The following is an 18665-nucleotide window of genomic DNA, read 5'->3' as shown; positions in this document are numbered from 1 at the left end:
TGTAAAACTCTCACGGGGCATTTCTGTCCCGCTACGCGGCCTACATGAACGATTCGAGCCATTCGAATCGACCAGAGCACTGCAGGAAAGTTAGAAACGCACCCCGAGAATCGGCGTAGGGTGAGTATAAACAAGCCCGCTCACACAGACTGTGAAACTAATGGAAGACACTGGGCCGATAGCGTTCTTCGTTCCTTCTCTGACAGTCGGTGGCGCCGAGCGTGTGACAGTTTCTGTTGCGAACGGGCTCTCCAAGCGCGGATACGAGGTCGACCTTGTCGTGTCGTACAACGAGGGAGATTTCCGGACCGATGTTGCCGGAAGTGTAAACCTCGTCGACCTCGGAACACAGCGGATACCGGGGGTAGGAATCGGTGCGAGTATTCCTGCTTTCGTGCGATATCTGCGTCGACGGTCTCCCCAGATACTGTTCTCACAGATGACATATGCTAACGATATTCATATGATTTCGCAGATTCTATCTGGCGCTGATACTGTCACTATCTCGACGATCCACAACACGCTCGGGATGCAGGAGGAACCGAAAGAGAAACTCGTCCAGTGGCTGCAGCGTCGCCTCGCACACCAGTCAGACCAGTTCGTCGCCGTTTCGGAAGGTGTCGCTGAGAGCATCGTTGAACACGTCGGCATCGACCGCAAGAAGGTGTCCGTTCTCCACAACCCGGTCCCTGTCAATGAGGTACGGGACCGGGCAGAGGAGTCCGTGGAGCACCCTTGGATCGAGGCTTCGAACCTTGACGTCGTCCTCGGTGTCGGACGTCTGGAGAGAGCGAAGAACTTTGGATCGCTCCTCCGCGCTTTCGAACGGGTCCATGCCGCTCAACCAGACACGCGTGCGATAATTGTCGGTCGCGGGTCGAAGCGAACCGAACTCGAAACCCTCGCGACCGAGTTAGGCATCGACGACGCGGTTTCGTTTCCCGGTTTTGTCGACAATCCGTACGGCTACATGGCGGGTGCGGACGTCCTCGCAATGTCTTCAATCCACGAGGGACTGCCGACCGTACTTATCGAGGCACTTGCCTGTGGATGTCCGGTCGTCTCGACCGATTGTCCCAGTGGCCCGGCGGAAATCCTCAAATGCGGTGAGTACGGCCCACTCGTGGATGTCGATGACGATGAGGGACTCGCAGCGGCCATCCAGGCGACGCTCGACGATTCACTCCCGAGCGACGTGTTGGTTGAGCGTGCGAACGATTTCGCTCCGACGGCCGTGATCGACCAGTACGAAGCGTTTATTCAAAACTTCGCATTAGAGGAGGTCGCTGATGGTGTCGGTAACCGATCCGAGCCGCTCACCACCTCCTGAGTGGCTCTGGCAGACTAGCCATCAGAACAGTCTGAAACCGACTCCCAGACTCCTGTCGTTGTCAGTTCACGTTATGTCGACCCAGATGTGAGTCTCACGGTACGCGTTCTCAGTTGTGGGCTGATCCGGGAGACTTCCTCTGTACAACAAATACGTCAACCGCAAGCGCTCCCCCTCTAGTACCGGCGTAACCGTGTGACGCTGCAGCCAGCGGTCTCCAGCCGCGGTCCGGTTGTTATAACTATCGAGACGTGTACGCTCTATTACCTCTCCTGTCGGCGCAGTTCTGGCCAACTGCACAACGACGACGTACTCAGTTGTCTCCATCTCGTGGTTGGTGACAGTGAAATACATCTGTTCGGACTCGCCCATCGTGATCTGTTCCGGATAGCCACTGGCCTCCAGATCGCCAGTCTCATTCTGGGTCAGCAGCCCGAATTCTGTGTACGCCTCGCCGCGCTGTGGCTGGGCCGCGACCAACGTCACGCTGGCGAATGTGACGAGGATCGCAACACCGACAACGATAGTCCCTAGCTGTATCCCCTCCCCGTCGGAACTTCCGCTGGCGGCCCGCGAGTTTCCGAAGGGCATCGAGGGTTGACCGAGGCTCGTCGGTGTCCTTTGGCGACGCCGATACCACGCGATCACAGCTGCCACCACAGTTACGATAGCAAGGGTAGTAACGACTGGTGTCGGCCGAATCGGCCACGGTGTGAACTCAAGATTGACTCCGACGATGATTGCCAAACAGATACTTGCCACAACTGAGTACAGCATCCGTTCTGTGGCGATCAACCGGTGGTTCTCGTACTCCGGGTTCCAAGTCGGAAACAGCGACGCGACCACGGCATAACCCGGAACGAATAGCAGAAACGGGAGCGCGATGGCCGCGAGGGAAACTCCGTCAAGAGACGACAATGTTGCGAGGAGCACAACTGCTGTGTACCCAACGGCAGCAAGCAAATCGACAGTCGCTGGCAAAGCATCCGACCACCTACCCATACGTTCCGCTCACGCCGACGCCATAATAAGTAACAACTGCATACCCGTCTTTGATGATGTCGCTTGCGGTGTCAAAGAGCGACGTACCCCCGCCAGATGTGGTTACTCTGATTCTGTTCGAGAGAGGTACTTTTCGTGTAACCGCCAGATGCACCCACGAAGTAACAGAAGGGATAGTTTCGGAACGAACGAACTGTATCTGATTCCACTTGACTCGTCGCCATAAAATGCCTCCATCGGCACATCCTGAACGGTCATGCCGTTCGCGTCTAAGTGGATTAGCATATCGTTCAGGAACCCGTAATCGTTAAACAGGTCGTTCAGCGAGAGTTGTTCGAGCGCCGTTGCGGAAATTGCGGTGTATCCGTTCTGAGGATCGCGCATTTTCCAGTGTCCGCTTGCGATCTTTGTCAAAAACGTGAGGAGCGCATTCCCGAAAAACCGCCAGTTGGACATCTGAGTACAGTGGCGTCGCGATATCAAGCGGTTTCCTTTCGCGTAATCCGCTTCCCCTTCAACGACTGGGTCGAGGATCTCATTGAGGATGTTCGGATCCATCTGACCGTCGCCATCAAGGACTGCAACCGCGTCCATGCCACTCATAAGCGCGAGATCGTATCCGGTTTGGATGGCGGCCCCGCGACCGCCGTTGGTCTGATGACGAACCGGGACGATACGCTTGTCGAGGAACGTCTGGCTTTCAGAAACCGTTGTTCCGGCCCCATCGGCGACAGCTATTTGTTCTGCGGAATCATCGGTCACACCCGCCTGATTTACTTCGGCATCCACGTATTCCTTGATTTCGGTCCACGTGCCATCTGTCGAGCAGTCATCGATAACAAACACCTGATCGACATACTCCGGAAGTGAGTCGAGGACCTCACCAATGAACCCCTCTTCGTTGTGTGCCGGAACGACGACACCGACAGTTGAGCCTTTGTACACTCTATGTCCCCCCTGTTGGTAAGTGGTCTCGCTTCGTTTCTATGAGTTGTACAGCACGACTGCATGGCTGGAGCGAGTCCGGTACGGTATGCATAGAGCTACCGAAAAGGGAGCTACTCATCTCGGGTCGGCCTTCTTGCCAGACCCACGCGCCAATAGCAACCTCTGATTCAGTGATAGTCATGGTAGGTCGTAGGGCCGCTCACCGGCCACCAATGGGGGCCCTCTCTGTCGCCATGTTGGACAAATCGATCTATTGTTATTCCTTACTTTCCAAGGTTAGCGGTCATATACAGTGAACTGTCGGATCGATAAATATCTCGTTAGGCCGATTCGGAAAAGCGCCTGCGTACGGCGATTACTATTGTTAGGGGTGAGTGGTTATTCGAATTGATCCTGATACGTCGTCTTGATGTCCGCCTTGCGACTAGCGGTTAAGTTCTCGTACGACTTCCCGTATGTGTCGTTGGCCAGTTCGTCCCAGGACTCGATTCGGTCACCGGAATCAGTCTGGAACTGCGCATCGAAGTCTGCTTCGACTTTCTGTTGGGTTTCGATTTCTAATCCTGTGAAATTAAACTTTTCCCCAGCTTTCACATCGGCACCGTACTCTTGCCGGGCGATCTCCTCACGCGTACGCACCTCTGCGGCCGCAAGGCCATCCGCGAATGGTTGACGCTCATGAATCTCTTCGACCTGGCGCTTCGTTTCACTGCTCACCTCATCATAGTAGTATCCGTACTTGTCCTGAGTTATTTCATCAAGCGAAGCACGGTCACCATCAGAGACACTGGTACTTCCGCCGGAACCGCTGGACCCGCCGTCTTTTGCCCATGAGGGCTTGACCGACATAGCTGTTGACGCACGCGCGTCTTCTGAGTAAATGCCATAGACATACGTCTGCAGACTCAGTGGTTCTACGGGGTAATCCGTCGAGTCAGTTACCGTGTATTCAATCTCGAACCGAACACGAGTCGACTCGCCGGGTGCGAGCGTGACGTTTCTGTCGACTCCATAGGCTTCCGGTCGATCATCGTCATCGCTGTCGATGCGGTGCTGGATCAATTGAGTTCCGGTGATTTCACCGGTGTTCGTAGCGTCTGCGGAGAACGCAGCCGTATCACCGACGTACAGGACATTCGGTCCAGCCAAATCCGACACCTCAAAATGACTGCCCTGTACCGTCATCGAGACGGTCTCTGTGCCGTCAGCGGTTCCAAGCGAATAGTTGTGTGTCCCGCGGCTCAAATTCGTCGTATTCACTCCAACGGACACCGTTGTCGTTTCGTTGGCAGCCAGTGAAACGGAGCGCGAATAGGTGGTGTTCATAGAATCACTGCGGAGCGTGACGTTTTCGCTCCCGTCCACGTCACCAACGTTCTCGACGATCGCTGAGACATTGGCAGTTTCCCCCCTCGTTACGTTGGCCGGTGCAGTCGTGTTCTGTACCCGGAACGTCGCCGGTTGCTGGACATGGAGTGTTCCGGTCGTTGTTGTGTTTTCGGTGGCGACCTTGTATTGATATCGACCAGGTTCAAGATCAGCAGTTCGGACCGTAGCAGTGTTCATCTGGCTCTGGCCGCCCGCAAGTGAGTGGACACTCTCGTTCAGCGTTTCAGAACCGGAGTACTGGCCGTTTTGATCCGCATCGACAGCGATTCGCACTGTCTGGACGCCGCGATATGCACCGACATTGGTCAGGTTTGTTCGTATAGAGGCGTTCGTTCCGCGGACGATTGTAGCGTTTTCAGTGGTATCGTCGAGTACAAACGTAGGCGGGGTGAGGACAGCCACACTCCCAGTTGACTCCGGGGACGATGATTCACCGACAGCAATAGCGTACGTGTATTCCCCGGAGCTGACTTGATCAGGCTCGACAGCGAACGTCACGTCCGTCGATTCTGCAGCCGAAACCTCGACTTGTTTTGTTGCTACCGTTTCAGAGGGCTGTCCGTCCCCGTTCAATCGTAGCGCTACCTGTTGTGTTGTCGTTTCCGACCCCGAATTTGTGATTTGCAATTGCACACGCAACGGCTCATCCGGCCGAATTTCGGTCGGAGATTGCACAGTACGTATCTCCAGTTTGTCCTCGCCGACAGCGGGCCCCGAATCTACCGGTCCATCGGCGAACCCACCGATTCCAAGCCCCAGCGTAGCGCCTCCAATGAGTAACAATCCAGCGACGCACCCAATCAGTAATTTTCCGTAGCCTATGGACAACATGCGTACGCAGGTATGTTACAAATCATTATTGTTACGGCTGCTATACCAACTGGTAGACACTCTTTGCATTCAATGTCGAAGAGCGGATTTCCACAGGGGTGTCTCGGAATGGGTAACATCCGTTTACCACCAGGCACGCCCACCAAAGTGGAACTTTCAGCCAGAGTCGTAGTAATTCGATACCGTTCCTTGGCGTTTCAGTTAAACAACTACCGTTAGCTGAATCTATAGAAAGCACACCGGCTTGTGATCAAATATCAGGGTTGGTGTAATGAGTAGTGTATACGCGATATTCCCACATCAAATGACAGGTTCGATTCGAATCGAAAACAGGAATAAAGACGGTTCTAAGTCGACGCGGCTGTGCAATCCTATCAGTTCGAGACCGAGAGGAGACAGTTACGCCATGTTCTTCCGTTCGATTGTTTCCCAAATATCGACACCCTTCTCGGTGATGTCGTACACGCGCCCTTTCTTCCGATCTTCGGAAACTAATAGGTCGACCAGTTCCGACTCACGGAGTTCTTGCAGGGCGCGCGAAACGTGAGCAATGCTCATTTCCCTGTCGTCCGCAATTAACGACGGTGTCGCAGGGCCTTCTGACAACCGGCGGAGAGTCTCGACTCGATACCGTGAACTGATTACGTAGCTCACTTCGTCCCACTGATCAAAGTCTGCCATCGTATCTATTCGTATGCACGAGTGTACCAGCTACCTTCTTTGGACACAAACTCGTGTACGGTGATATTCCATGTGCCTGTGGTTAATTGTTTCGCTCGTGTCTCTTGGTCTCGCTTCGTAACCATACACGATTCCGATTGAGTACCCTGCATACTGAGTATGTGGTGAGTAATATCGCACTTCCGCTCAATTCATAAAACGGACATTTCAGCTACGTGTTCGGCAAGCAGGCGCCAAACGATCAACGACAGATACTGCAAAGTTTGGAGAGTTCCATTCCCTGACGACAGCCCAGAAGAGCATCTTATCTGGGACTTCGTCCCTGCAGGGATCTCTTTGCGTCCAGATAGCTGTTCGATTGGCACTGATAAGATTGCGTTACTTACATCGTCCAAAGATACGGGGCATATACGCTGCGATTTATCCTGTACGATCTCAAGGATGAGTAACGTGTAACCGTAACAGAGAACCGCTCTCAGGGCACTCACGGGCATTCTACGTATTTTGTGCACCTCAACACACACTGTGGCAGATCTTTGTCATTGATCGCCGAAAATTGATTCTAAGAACACTGTTACTCCCGGAATACCCAAACAACTACCGACTACCCCGACGGTAATCAAAGGAAAATTATCTAACTGATTACATAACAAAGTATTAAGTGGCAAGGTGATGTTGATTTGAAATGCTGGCTGACAGCGTAACGCTCCGTCGATACAGCCGGGGGGCTGTGTGAGCGCGATTACAGACGGGTGGACGATGTCGCAGCACACAGGAAGTGGGTAAATATGGGAGTCAAAGACACCGCACAAACGAAAGCAGAACCGAATAATAAACTAAGCGACGAATCTGTTCCATCGTCAAAAGGGAAAGAGGGCAGTGCGGACCAAGCGGCGTCACAGGAGCAGGACGACTCGGGTGCATCTCTAGACGTCATTTTTGAAATACTGAAAAACAGCCGCCGCAGAGAAGTCCTCCACTTTCTTCGAGAACGAGGCGAACAGGTTTCTCTTGGAGAGCTCGCAGAACACGTCGCGGCCATCGAGAACGAGACTACAACTGATGCGTTGACGTCGAGTGAGCGCAAGCGCGTGTACGTAGGACTGTACCAGTGCCATCTCCCGAAGATGGACGACATCGGTGTCGTCGATTTTAACCAAGACCGTGGCCATATCACCCTTACCGAGAAGGCAGACGACTTCGAAAAGTACCTCAACCGCTCTGAAGAGCAGGAGGAGGGTCGACAGTGGTATCAGTATTACGTGGCCGTCTCGGTGCTCGGTGCGATGGTCCTAGCCGCCTCTGTCGCCTTCTCACTTCCCGGGAGCATGGTTTTAGGTCTGTTCTCCCTGGTAGTAGGTGTTGCAGGCGCATGTTCGGTGTATCACTGGTCAGTTGAGCGGGAAGAGGCGAACAGCGAGTAGCCTGATAAGAGCGGTTTGATGCCGCTCGCAGTTTTTACCTAGTACGCATCACGAGTAGGCTATGCAGAGCAATACACTTGGTCGCCGGCAACGTATGTTCGTGCTATCGATGGAACCGGGTCTGGGTCAACGACGATAAGATCGGCCCTTGCCCCACACTCCAATCGGCCACGATCGTACAGACCGGCAGCGGCAGCTGGTACAGTAGAGACACGTAATACCCGGTCTTTGAGAGAGTCACCGGTTTCGGTGAATACGGAGCTAAGCAGTGATTGCGGACGAAAGTCGCTACAGAGAATGTCGACAACACCGTCTCTGATCGCCTGAGACGCATCGGGCCCGTCCCAGAGACTCCCACCGCGAACCACATTCGGCGCACCCATCGCAACGCTCAAGTTTAGCTCGGTTGCACGCTGTGCAACACGGTGGGAGAGTGGATATTCACTTATCTCTACCCCGATAGCAGCGGCGTTGTCCACACTCGAAACGGTTTCATCGTCGTGTGAGGCGACTGGAATATTCCTATCGCTCGCTAGCTCTGTGATTTCTCGTGCACGCGAAATTAGTTCTATTTCGGAGAGACCATTGCGGCGTGTTTCGAGAGACTGAAGGCTTGACTCTGAGACCCCATCCGGAAGATTATAGCGTTGTGTAAGTGTATTTTCGCCAGCAAACTGGCCCGTTCCGGGAATGTGTGAGACAAGGGATACGAGATCGCCCCCTGATTGGATTTCTTGCGAGACGGCGTCGACAGCCGTTTGGTTGGTGAGTTCACACCGCATATGGAGTCTGTTGTCGATCCTGGCACCGGTTTCGTAGTTGAAATCCCGGATATACTCGGCCAAGCGACGGGCTAGTTCGATACTCCGGTTATCATCTGGGATGTCTTCGAACGCAATGGCATGATACTTTGTCGTAACTCCCGCGCTGGCATTGGCAATATCACATCGGTCCAAAGCGACCGTCGTGTCAACGCGCTCACCAGCTCTCGGAAAAAGGTGCCGTTCGATATCATCACCGTGAAGATCAACCAATCCAGGTAGAACATACTTCCCCGTCGCGTCAATGTCCGGGGAGTCATGAGATTCTGCTTCCACTGAGACTATTTTTCCGTCAGAGAATACTACTGTCCCGTTCTCAATTTCGCTAGTCGGCGTAACAACGGTTCCTCCCGAGATCAGTGTTCGATTTGCATTGTTTTTCATGCGATGTAGCTCCCTAGAGGGTTTACCAATGTATTTACAATCGACTTCGCCAAAACATGAATATGCGCTTACTACGGCTATTCTACAGTCGGATATAGAGTACATATTTATATGTAATTAACAGCGGTAGCTGTTGTGCTAATGAAATAATGGGAGACGAGTTCGTCAATCACTACCATCGGTTGTTAAAGACGGACTTAGAATACTCCAACAGTTCTCAGGTTTGAATAGAGCCTCCGTCCAGCGGATTTAAACATATGTAGTGTTTCACATAGTTTATACAAATGTCAGAACGTCTTAATTACTAAGTTATGATTATATAATACCTTCACAGAGTAGACAATTTGCGCGTAATTCTGGCGGATTCATGTCCATTAGGATACACCTACCCACATAATACCGTATTAACTGTTTGAACGAGCGCGTTTGAACAGTGATTTCTTTCTATTTTTTCCATAGTGAGAAAGAGTATAATAGCACCTACCTGAGGAAGAGAGTCAGTTGTAACAAGATTACTGCACAGTACAGCGACTAACTCCGGCGACATCACCCGGCCATCAGTGGTGGACACAAAGACGGCCGAACCCAGACACAATCAAGACTACGTCGGTCGGAGTTGTGAAGTTTTTAATATTTTATCACCACTGTCATGGCGTTTGTGTGTTCAGAAACCGAAGTTTTTAGCGCAAAGGTTTAAAATATAGCTGTATGAAAGACTGGATTGATACGTATAACGAGCGTGACTGGCAAACCACCACGGACGGAACGGTTCGATACGCACTGTTAGGACTTGGCTGGTGGACAATCGACCTGGCACTCCCCGCAATTCAGGACTCTGATCTGGGTGAAGCTACGACGTTTGTCAGCAGTTCTTCGGAGAAAGCTAAACGTCTCGCCGATGAGAACGGTGTGGACCACGGGATCAGTTACGAAGAGTTCCACGACGGGGAAGCAGCCGACAGTTTTGATGCCGTCTACATCGGGACACCGAACGCCTTGCATCTGGAATACGCCGAGACAGCCGCAGAGTTAGACAAAGCGGTCCTGTGTGAGAAACCGATGGAGTCAACGGTCGAACGGGCCGAAAAAATGGTTGAGGTCTGTGAGGCCGCCGCTGTGCCGTTGATGATTGCCTACCGGATGCAGACTGACCCCGCTGTTAGGCGTGCAAAAGAACTCATCGAAGACGGATTCATCGGTGAGCCAGTATCCGTATACGGAAACAATAGTCAGCCGCTGCTTGAGATGAATCCGAACACGGACCAGTGGCGGCTCGACTCGGAACTCTCGGGCTATGGTACCTCAGTGATGGACTTAGGGATTTACTCGATCAACACGACTCGGTTTCTGCTCGACCGGGAACCACTGGCAGTGCAGTCACAGATGGATTCTTATAGGGAGGCCTTCGACGATGTGCCCGATGAACGCTCCGGGGCGCTGCTTGGGCTGGAAGACGGTATCAAAATGGTCACGACTGATAGCCAGAACGCCCACAGTGATACGCAACTGAAAATAACTGGGACGGACGGGCAGATCGAACTCCGTCCAGCATTCCATGGGAAAGCAAAACTCCATTTGTCTCGAAACGAGACGACAGTAACTGTCGAACACGAGAGTTTTGACGCGGAGGACGAAATGCGGGAGGAGTTCGACTACTTCGCTGACCGCGTTTTGACTGGTAGCGACATTGGCCCGGACGGCCGCCACGGACTCCAAGATATGCGAATCATCCGGGCAATTCACAAAGCCGCAGAGAGCGGCGACGTCGTCAAACTGTAACTGACTCATTCGAGTTTATTTGATCTCATCGCTTGCACGTTGTCTTGAGATTTATCCAGTTGACGATCACGACTGTCGTGTTGGTCCAGTCAAGACGGCGTACAGCGCGATCGCAGTATAATACTCGAGATCGGAGAACAGAAGCGACCCTCACATTGGTTTTACACACATTGTATCGGGTGCTTAATCACCATCAGCGGTAAATGCTATCAATAATCCGACTGATTTGTTTGGGTAGACGTGGCGAAACCCAATTTGAACTGGTCGGCTTTGTTTGGACGCGAGCAATAGCCAGTTAGTTTCGTTAATGACGCTATAAATCAGCCACTCAATTAAACTGTAGGTGTAGCCTCCGACAAATCGATACAAGAGGGTGATGGTCTACAGAATGGTATGTTCTCTCAACAATCCGGCGCGTTCTTGGTTGAGTTTAGCGGGGTAGTGTATCTCGGGGACGGGGCCCTATCGGAGGCGGTCGAATCGGTGAATCGGCTTGGTGAGCGGGACAAGGAACTGCGATTGCTGACGAACGACCCACGCTTTCAGCGTCAGACGATCGCGAACAAGCTTCGGGAGGACCGACGCGGAAGAAGACGAGATCATCACGTCAGGCTGGGCGACTGCCAACCACCTCGGCCAACAGGATGTAACCACGCTCCTTGAGCGCGAAAACTACAGCCTCGACGATTGATCGTCGATGGTAGGTATCGTCGTCATGGCGAACGTTATGCGCCATATATAGCGGGGAGAACTCTCAGTGTTTGAACACTGGCCCAACATGGGGCTCCGGAAGTTCATCCGGAGTCGTCTCAATCAGACCTTTGTCAGCGGTCACAGTCTGTAGCCGGTCGAGATTCCGGATGGCCCCCCGCTTTCCGCTACCCCATCCGGAACTGGAAATTTGCTCTGGAAGTCATATTTAGATGATAGTCGTACGAGGATTTACACTGTACCGCACCAGGTATCGCATAAAAAGGCTCTTGCTCACAGCTGAAGCCAAGAAGTATAATAACACCCGTACAGATGTTATTATTTGCCGCCAGCGAACTCGATAGGCTCTCAACGGCCGCTGGTATCAGAAGGTCGTATTTGAGACAGCAATTATCTGATGGGACGGCACGAATATCATATTCAGGTCAAATATAAGTCCGATCTTATCACCCAAGAGCATTCAGCCACAATGTAGAATAATATAGTCGTAGAAGTGCAGCCGCACACAGTTAATCTTGGCTATAGAAATAAGATTGTTCCTTTCTGTATTATAATCGTGGTTTCAATGTCTAAATAGATTATCGGCACATCCAGAGTAATCATATTTCACACGTTCTGAGTATACGATAGTATATCCATAACCTATAGGTTCAAATAGATAGTATTCACAGACAATTTTGAAGAACATATCATAGATCAGAGCTAGTCAAGAAATATCCAGTATTCCTACACGAGGGCCATCTGGTTAATCCGAAAGCCATATACACCATATTAGGCCAACCTAAAATATGGACGAGACAGACGGAGCAAGTAATCTCACGCGGCGCGACTACCTCTCCGGCGGTAGTCTGCTGCTCGGCACGTCAATCGTAGCCGGTTGCTCCAGTAACAGTGGCGAACCGTCCAGTACAGCAACATCGAGTGGCAAAGAGACGAGCACAGCAACCCCGTCAGAAGGCAGCTCCTACGTCGCCTCGCTTTCCCCTGTAGGGGAAGTCGAACTCGATTCCGTCCCGGAGAACGTCTTCACGATGTACAATCAGTATGCAGACATGTTAGTTGCTCTTAACCACGGTGATGCAGTCAATTCAATGTTCGTTCCAGACATGGCTGGGCCATCGATGAACCACTACTACGAACGGCTTTCTGGTGTCTCTTTTGAGTGGGAAGGCCTTCCGAACCCCTACGATAACTTCAGCAAGGAGTTCTTCTACAGCCTCGGTAGCGACGTTCACTTCCTGGACCCCGCATGGGCGATTACCCAGGAGAACTGGGATATGGGCGATATCGAGGAAATCGTCGACAATGTCGGCCCCTTTTTCGGGAATTTCTACAGCGGAACACACGGTGACCCGCAAGAACCCTACAGTGAGAGCTACCAATATTACACGCTGTGGGAGCTTTTCGGTCGTGTCGCCACCGTGTTTCAGGAGCGAAGACGTTACAAGCAACTCAGAGCCGTTCATCAAGAGCTCATCGAGACCATCAAGACGAATCTTCCACCCGAAGAAGATCGACCAACCGCAGTTCGGGTTACACTTGGCGACGGCCAATTCTGGACGTATCATCTGAACCGACCGGGGTTCTGGCTCGCCGACACACGTCCGCTCGCTGCCAACGACGCCTTCGGGGAGGAAACATGGGACGGTCTTTGGGGTTCGGTCGGCTATGAGACGATGCTAGACGCGGACCCCGACGTAATCCTCCACCTCTGGGGGATGACACCCCGCTACGACATGAACAATGTCCGCGAGAGGCTTGCGTCACACAGCGTTGGAAGCAATCTCGCGGCGGTAAAAGACGACCGCGTGTACGCACACGGAATGCGATATCACGGCCCGATCATGAATCTTTTCCAGATCGAAATGACCGCAAAGCAGCTGTACCCCGATATCTTTGGCGAGTGGCCGACCTACGAGAACGGAGACCACTATCCAGAGATTCCATCGGATGAACAGCTTTTCAGCCGCGACCGGGTTGCTGAGATCATTACGGACGGGTGATCAGTCGAGACGGTTCCCGGATCGCATAGCCGTTATGGCGTACTCCAGTCGTACCGCATGACGAGGTCGTCTTCGTCGATCTCACTGGCAAGTTTGTCCACGAGCTCGTCCCGTTTGAGGTCGCCGAACTGCTCCAATTCGTAGGGTTTGACCGTCACCGGCGAGGACTCACCTTCGGCGATGCTCTCTTGCAGTTTGGCGACGCCGTAGATGAGTGCCTCGGGGCGGGGCGGACAGCCTGGGACGTGAATATCGACCGGAATGACTTGCTCCGCACCTTTGATGACGTTGTATCCTTCCTGAAACGGTCCACCGGAGATGGTACACGACCCCATCGAAACGACGAACTTCGGCTCGGGCATCTGGTCGTAGACGCGCTTCATCCGCGGCGCGAACTTCGAAACGATGGTCCCCGGGACGATAATCAGATCTGCCTGTCGCGGTGATGCCCGTGGGACTCCGGCAGCAAAACGGTCGAGGTCGTGTTTCGTTGCGAGAGTGCCCATCATTTCGATGGTGCAACAGGCGATACCGAACTGTAGCACGAACATCGAGGACCCCCGGACCCAGTTCATGAACGCGTCGAATTTCGTGAGGATGAACGGAGACGAACCAAGCACCTCTCGAAGTGTAGAATTAAATCGGTTATCCACGCTTCTGCCGGAGCATATCTGCTCATCAGACTGTGCGTCGTCCATACTCTGCCGATCACTGCTCATGAACAGAGACAGATAGATAGTGAGAGCGAATACGCGAACTGTCGTACACACTAGTGTGTTTATCAGGGAGCCACCACCAGGGCTCGTCCGTGAGATATCTCCGCTTAGAGATTCAGTATGCACCGGAGTATCAGCGTCCGATGCACCGCTTTATGACCGAAAGCGATGCAATCAAGCGCGAATGGCTCGTGACGTGGAAAGTCGGGGTCGAGGACGGGATCGCCTACACACTGTTTTATGTCGTCGGTGATCGCGAACCCTACGAATCGGCGCTTTCTGCGGTCGAAACCATGGAAAGCTACGATATCACACCCGTTCGGGACGAGGCATTCTACGCGTTCGTTCGTGGCCGAGAAACTGACCAATCACGGCAGTTCTACGCGGCGTTCGAACAGCCGACGCTAATGGTGGTCCCACCGGTTGCCTACCGACCACACGGAGTCGTATTGTTCGATGTCGTCGGGGAGCCTGCCGCTCTCGAACAGGTTCGGAATGCCCTTCCCGATGGAATAACGGTAAATGTCCGGAAGGTCGGGGAATACGATGCCAGTCCCGGAACATTCGCCATCGACTTGACCTCACGCCAGCGCGAAGCGCTCGCCGCAGGACGGGATGTCGGTTATTACGACGTTCCACGAAATGGGAGCGTCGAGGACGTTGCCGAGGAACTCGGTTGTGCCCCCAGTACTGCATCAAATCACCTCAGAAAAGCGGAGGCACGGCTTGTTGAACGCGTGTTTAGATAACAAATATGCAGAAGCAGCAGGTGCAGATTCGCAACTCAGCACTAAACTGCTCAAATAGGAGGGCAGTGATAGAACGTAGCGAGTGGGTTAACCGGTTTTCCGATGACTGACAAGCGAGCAGTATGATAGAGGGGACACCACAGTGTCTGCAGTAACACTGCGTTAGAACATCTCTATAGCCGATTTACTGCGGACATTGTGGCGTCTGACCGAGACGTATAGAGAACACCTCCGAGTGGACACCACGATGTCCGCTGTTCTACTGGCCGTTTGAGAAATCACGAGGGGATTACTGCGGACATCGTGGTGTTAGCCGTTCCTGGACACACCACGATGTCCGCTGTTCTGGTGGAAATTACGGGAAAACAGCGGACATGGCGGTGTGTGCTAAGGCAGTAGGAACGCTATGAATCACCGGCAGAGAGGCTGAAGGGTGTAAAACAATCAAGCAATGGGAGGTGATACTCCCACCCCACTTTGTCCGCTGTTCTTCGAGGAGGACAGAGTGGGGGGAGGGAAGAGACGGGAAGATCTGGTTCGTAATGGAGTTCGTCTATGCTAGAGATATCTATGAGTAATGCTGTAGTGTCTTCGTCTACAGCTTTCTAATTGCACTACGGTCTAGCTCTCTCTAGACTATTATAAACTTTTCCTTTATTCATAGTTCATTTCTTCCCCCCTCCCCCTCTTTTCTAGTTACTGCGGACATAGTGGGGTGGGAGGGTTCCGCCATTCTTTTATAAGTGGCAGAACAGCGGACACTCCGGACACTGCGGACAGGGGTGGTTTTATGTGGGTTCCTTCCAATAAATCAGGCAACGACTATGGGGATGTTCGAACGCGACACTGAGATCTACTTGGATCGGGATGCGCTTCGAGAGGACTATCAGCCTGAGAATCTCGTCGGGCGTGATACTGAACTAAACCGGTATCGAGCAGCTCTCCAGCCCGTAATCAACGGTGAACAGCCTAACAACATCTTCCTGTACGGTAAAACAGGGGTCGGAAAGACTGCCGGCACGCGATATCTGATCGACCACCTTGAGGAAGACGCAGCGAAATACGAGGATATCGATCTCACGGTGAAGATGCTAAACTGTGATGGCCTCTCCAGTAGTTATCAAATTGCTACCCGACTCGTCAATGAATTCAGGGACGAAACGAGCCAGATCAGTACGACGGGGTATCCCCGTGCAACGGTGTATGATATGCTGTGGACCGAACTCGACTCCTGTGGCGGGACTATCTACATTGTGCTCGACGAAGTGGACCACATCGAAGACGACAGTATCCTCTATCAACTCCCCCGTGCGCGAGCGAACGACAATCTAAGGTCTGCGAAGATCGGTATCATCGGTATCTCGAACGATTTCTCTTTTCGTGATGACCTCTCTCCGAAAGTCAAGAGCTCACTCTGTGAAGAGGAAATTCAGTTCCCCGCATATGATGCGAAGGAGCTGATCCAGATCTTGCAACAGCGTGCTGACGTAGCGTTTCACGACGGCGTCCTCGAAGACGGGGTCATCGAACTGTGTGCTGCGTACGGAGCGAAAGACGCCGGTGACGCACGGCAGTCACTCGACTTACTCATGAAAACGGGCGACCTGGCCCGCGACAAGGATACGGATACGATTTCGGAAGACCTTGTTAGGGAGGCCCGCGACGTTCTGGAACGAGGCCGGATACAGGAGGGTATTTCAGGACTGACACAACACGGTCATCTGGTCGTGTACGCAATGGTTACGCTTGATCAAGAGGGGAAGACGCCGGCCCGGACGCGGGATATCAGACCTCGATATACGAATTTCGCCGAAAAGGCAGGGATCGATCCGCTTGTTCCACGCCGGATGCGTGATCACCTCGGCGAGCTGTCGATGTTAGGTATCATCTCGGCAATCGAGCGGAACGAGGGACGACGTGGGGGAACCTATCGCGAGTATTCTCTCGAGATGGACCCGGAGATGATTCTTGCAGCACTTGAGAAGACTGTCGACGATGTTGGAATCCACAAATCCGTCACTAACCTCGTTGATAGCGAAGCGACGCTTTCGGACTTCCAGTCCACTTAGGAACGGCGGACATGGTGGTGTCGAAACCGGTTGATACGTAGCGGTTTTCAGGATATAGAACAGCGGACACAGTGGTGTTGCTACCGGTGATCGGAAGCTCCCGTATTTACTCCAATGGCGTATAGAACTACGGACACGGTGGTGTCTAATAGTACCGACTCTACCTTTGGTGCGATGATAACTACCGTGGAATCTATAGATATTGTTTTTGAGAATCAAATCTGTATAATATGTTTACAGCTAACTCCCCGTTTCAGGAGAGATGCTGGATACTAGCTTTCTGCGTCAATCCATTGCTTGTTCGAAAATCAGAGACCATCTCGTTCATCACTGGGAACGAATTTTTCATGTAACTATTCGCACCGATTACCGTAGACTATCTTGGTCTGGACCGTCCGGTGGTAAAAGTCTGCAATTCAGGCAGTGGTTTTGAGATATATCGGCAGTGGGATGCTATGCAGCGCGGCTACCAACTCAGGCTAACCGTCCTGGTCCTGACGATTAGCTCTTTCTTGCGCGGCTGCTGTTAGTGCCTGACAGCCGGATCACACCGTCAGCCCGAACTGTCACGATAATGTTACGGTACCGAAAGGTAATGTTCTGGCTCGCTGATCCGATTGACTGGTCTGGCTGTGTACCGAATAGTAGTGTCTCAATGGCATCGATATCGATGTAGTCGTGTAACGGCGACTCACGATACGTTCCTGTTCCCGTCTGATCGGCAACGGCCTGAACAATGACCGTAGCAAGTTCTTTATCGCTGGTTGGATCGTACTGAAGTTCAGTTAGAGTGCTGCTCGGTGCCGCAAATAGTCTCTCATCCCCAGCAGCCCCATCGCTCTGACTATCGTCGGTCATCTATCTAGCAAACAACTGGAACGCACATATAATACACGTATGAATATTCGGGCATAATAATTACTATCTTCAATCTAATCTTGAAAAGTTAGTAACTATTCTACTAAGCTATACGGTATAGTTATATTAGACTATATCGACCAGTCAATACACATACGACGAACATCCGTGACCAGAGTGAGATACATATGGTAACAATAGTCATGAATTCTGCGGTAGTGTCTGTTTGTTGAAGGTGTCCGCCTCCATGCATCAACTATCCAGACGGCAGCTACTCGGAGCCGTGGGTTCGGGATTGATCGCACTCGCCGGTTGCAGCAGCGATCAAAATAGTGAGTCAGACGAAACAGAGAGTGGCGGCGGAGCCGAACCAACGCCTGATCAAGGTGAGACAACCAGCACGGATGCATTGTCGGGCAGCGGAAACGATGATAGATCGACACAGTTCGGACAGGTCACGCAGTTCCCAGAATCGTATGCGATGACAGCCACTATGCAGTCTGAGGGACGGACCATCGAGATGACTGGTCGTTTCTACCAAGGGGATATGTACTGGTCGTTTGACCAGCAAGGACAACAGATGGAGATGTACCATATTGGGAACAGTACGTACACCGTTGCTGGGGGGCAGTGTCTCCGGGGAACGATGCAACAGGGGATGGATCGCGATGAGGTTGATCCGGGTCGGTTCGCCGATCAGCCGGAGGCAAATTCAGACCTCACGCCGGTCGGCCGGGATACCATCGATGGCGAGGAAGTATTGGTGTATGAAATCTCTCAGGACGGCTCTCAGGAGCCAGTGACATACTACGTCCTCGCCGACTCCGGGTATCCGCGACGTATTGAAGCCGAGTCAATGCGGTGGGATTTCCACTCGTGGGGCTCAGTCGAGCCGATCCAGAAACCCGAAGGGGACTGTCGGTCGATGCCCGGTGACGGCATGACAGCTGACGGGGGCAGTTAATCGATC

General features: G+C 52.5%; 16 protein-coding genes. 8 read left to right on the top strand and 8 right to left on the bottom strand.

All coding sequences use genetic code 11. The features are described from left to right. The first annotated feature begins 160 nt into the window (after positions 1-160). Entirely contained in the window at positions 161-1330 is a 1170-nt protein-coding gene (locus ACYJ11_RS15910; protein ID WP_461648502.1) for a glycosyltransferase, read from the top strand. Positions 1331-1396: 66 nt separating this feature from the next. Here ACYJ11_RS15910 and ACYJ11_RS15905 read toward each other — a convergent pair whose 3' ends face one another. The 4 genes from ACYJ11_RS15905 to ACYJ11_RS15890 form a co-directional block, all read right to left on the bottom strand. Beyond that, positions 1397-2332, bottom strand: a complete 936-nt coding sequence (locus ACYJ11_RS15905; RefSeq protein ID WP_461648501.1) for a DUF1616 domain-containing protein — start codon at positions 2330-2332, stop codon at positions 1397-1399. Between the two features lie 102 nt (positions 2333-2434). Further along, a complete protein-coding gene (locus tag ACYJ11_RS15900; protein ID WP_461648500.1) occupies positions 2435-3277 on the bottom strand; it encodes a glycosyltransferase family 2 protein in 843 nt (280 codons plus the stop codon). Between the two features lie 381 nt (positions 3278-3658). After that, complete coding sequence (locus ACYJ11_RS15895) at positions 3659-5500, bottom strand: CARDB domain-containing protein (RefSeq protein WP_461648499.1); 1842 nt, start codon at positions 5498-5500, stop codon at positions 3659-3661. A gap of 399 nt (positions 5501-5899) precedes the next feature. Then, complete coding sequence (locus tag ACYJ11_RS15890) at positions 5900-6181, bottom strand: winged helix-turn-helix domain-containing protein (RefSeq protein WP_004515801.1); 282 nt, start codon at positions 6179-6181, stop codon at positions 5900-5902. 788 nt (positions 6182-6969) lie between these two features. Between ACYJ11_RS15890 and ACYJ11_RS15885 the strand changes: the two genes are divergently transcribed. Further along, a complete protein-coding gene (locus tag ACYJ11_RS15885; RefSeq protein ID WP_188978280.1) occupies positions 6970-7605 on the top strand; it encodes a DUF7344 domain-containing protein in 636 nt (211 codons plus the stop codon). 59 nt (positions 7606-7664) lie between these two features. Here ACYJ11_RS15885 and ACYJ11_RS15880 read toward each other — a convergent pair whose 3' ends face one another. Continuing rightward, positions 7665-8810, bottom strand: coding sequence for an alpha-D-ribose 1-methylphosphonate 5-triphosphate diphosphatase (locus ACYJ11_RS15880; RefSeq protein ID WP_461648498.1), 1146 nt, complete (start codon positions 8808-8810; stop codon positions 7665-7667). Between the two features lie 708 nt (positions 8811-9518). On the opposite strand from ACYJ11_RS15880, the gene gfo6 reads away from it, so the two are divergent. Together gfo6 and ACYJ11_RS15870 are read left to right on the top strand one after the other, a co-directional pair. Then, positions 9519-10589 (top strand): D-xylose 1-dehydrogenase Gfo6, encoded by a 1071-nt coding sequence (gene gfo6 / locus ACYJ11_RS15875; protein WP_461648497.1) that lies wholly within the window; start codon positions 9519-9521, stop codon positions 10587-10589. A gap of 393 nt (positions 10590-10982) precedes the next feature. Then, entirely contained in the window at positions 10983-11252 is a 270-nt protein-coding gene (locus ACYJ11_RS15870) for a hypothetical protein (protein ID WP_461648496.1), read from the top strand. On the opposite strand, the gene ACYJ11_RS15865 is transcribed toward ACYJ11_RS15870, so the two are convergent. After that, entirely contained in the window at positions 11197-11325 is a 129-nt protein-coding gene (locus ACYJ11_RS15865; RefSeq protein ID WP_461648732.1) for a hypothetical protein, read from the bottom strand. The two genes, ACYJ11_RS15870 and ACYJ11_RS15865, sit on opposite strands and share 56 nt — an antisense overlap. A 763-nt stretch (positions 11326-12088) precedes the next feature. Here ACYJ11_RS15865 and ACYJ11_RS15860 point away from each other — a divergent pair. Continuing rightward, positions 12089-13303: an ABC transporter substrate-binding protein gene (locus ACYJ11_RS15860; RefSeq protein WP_461648495.1), complete on the top strand. Its 1215-nt coding sequence runs from the start codon at positions 12089-12091 to the stop codon at positions 13301-13303. A gap of 32 nt (positions 13304-13335) precedes the next feature. Here the strand turns inward: ACYJ11_RS15860 and ACYJ11_RS15855 are convergent, their stop codons facing one another. Beyond that, positions 13336-14022 carry an NADH-quinone oxidoreductase subunit B gene (locus ACYJ11_RS15855; RefSeq protein WP_461648494.1) on the bottom strand — a complete coding sequence of 229 codons (687 nt, stop codon included), beginning with the start codon at positions 14020-14022 and terminating at the stop codon, positions 13336-13338. A 140-nt stretch (positions 14023-14162) separates the two neighbouring features. Here ACYJ11_RS15855 and ACYJ11_RS15850 point away from each other — a divergent pair, with 140 nt between their 5' ends. Together ACYJ11_RS15850 and ACYJ11_RS15845 are read left to right on the top strand one after the other, a co-directional pair. Next, positions 14163-14768: a helix-turn-helix domain-containing protein gene (locus tag ACYJ11_RS15850; RefSeq protein ID WP_461648493.1), complete on the top strand. Its 606-nt coding sequence runs from the start codon at positions 14163-14165 to the stop codon at positions 14766-14768. A gap of 824 nt (positions 14769-15592) precedes the next feature. Then, entirely contained in the window at positions 15593-16837 is a 1245-nt protein-coding gene (locus ACYJ11_RS15845) for a Cdc6/Cdc18 family protein (protein WP_461648492.1), read from the top strand. A gap of 501 nt (positions 16838-17338) precedes the next feature. On the opposite strand, the gene ACYJ11_RS15840 is transcribed toward ACYJ11_RS15845, so the two are convergent. Further along, the gene (locus tag ACYJ11_RS15840; protein ID WP_461648491.1) at positions 17339-17695 is read right to left on the bottom strand and encodes a HalOD1 output domain-containing protein; all 357 of its coding nucleotides are present in this window, start codon (positions 17693-17695) and stop codon (positions 17339-17341) included. 493 nt (positions 17696-18188) lie between these two features. On the opposite strand from ACYJ11_RS15840, the gene ACYJ11_RS15835 reads away from it, so the two are divergent. Next, entirely contained in the window at positions 18189-18659 is a 471-nt protein-coding gene (locus ACYJ11_RS15835) for a hypothetical protein (RefSeq protein WP_461648490.1), read from the top strand. Positions 18660-18665 lie beyond the last annotated feature (6 nt).

This window comes from Haloarcula sp. H-GB5 (assembly GCF_054850705.1).
This window is presented reverse-complemented; position numbering and strand designations above follow the sequence as displayed.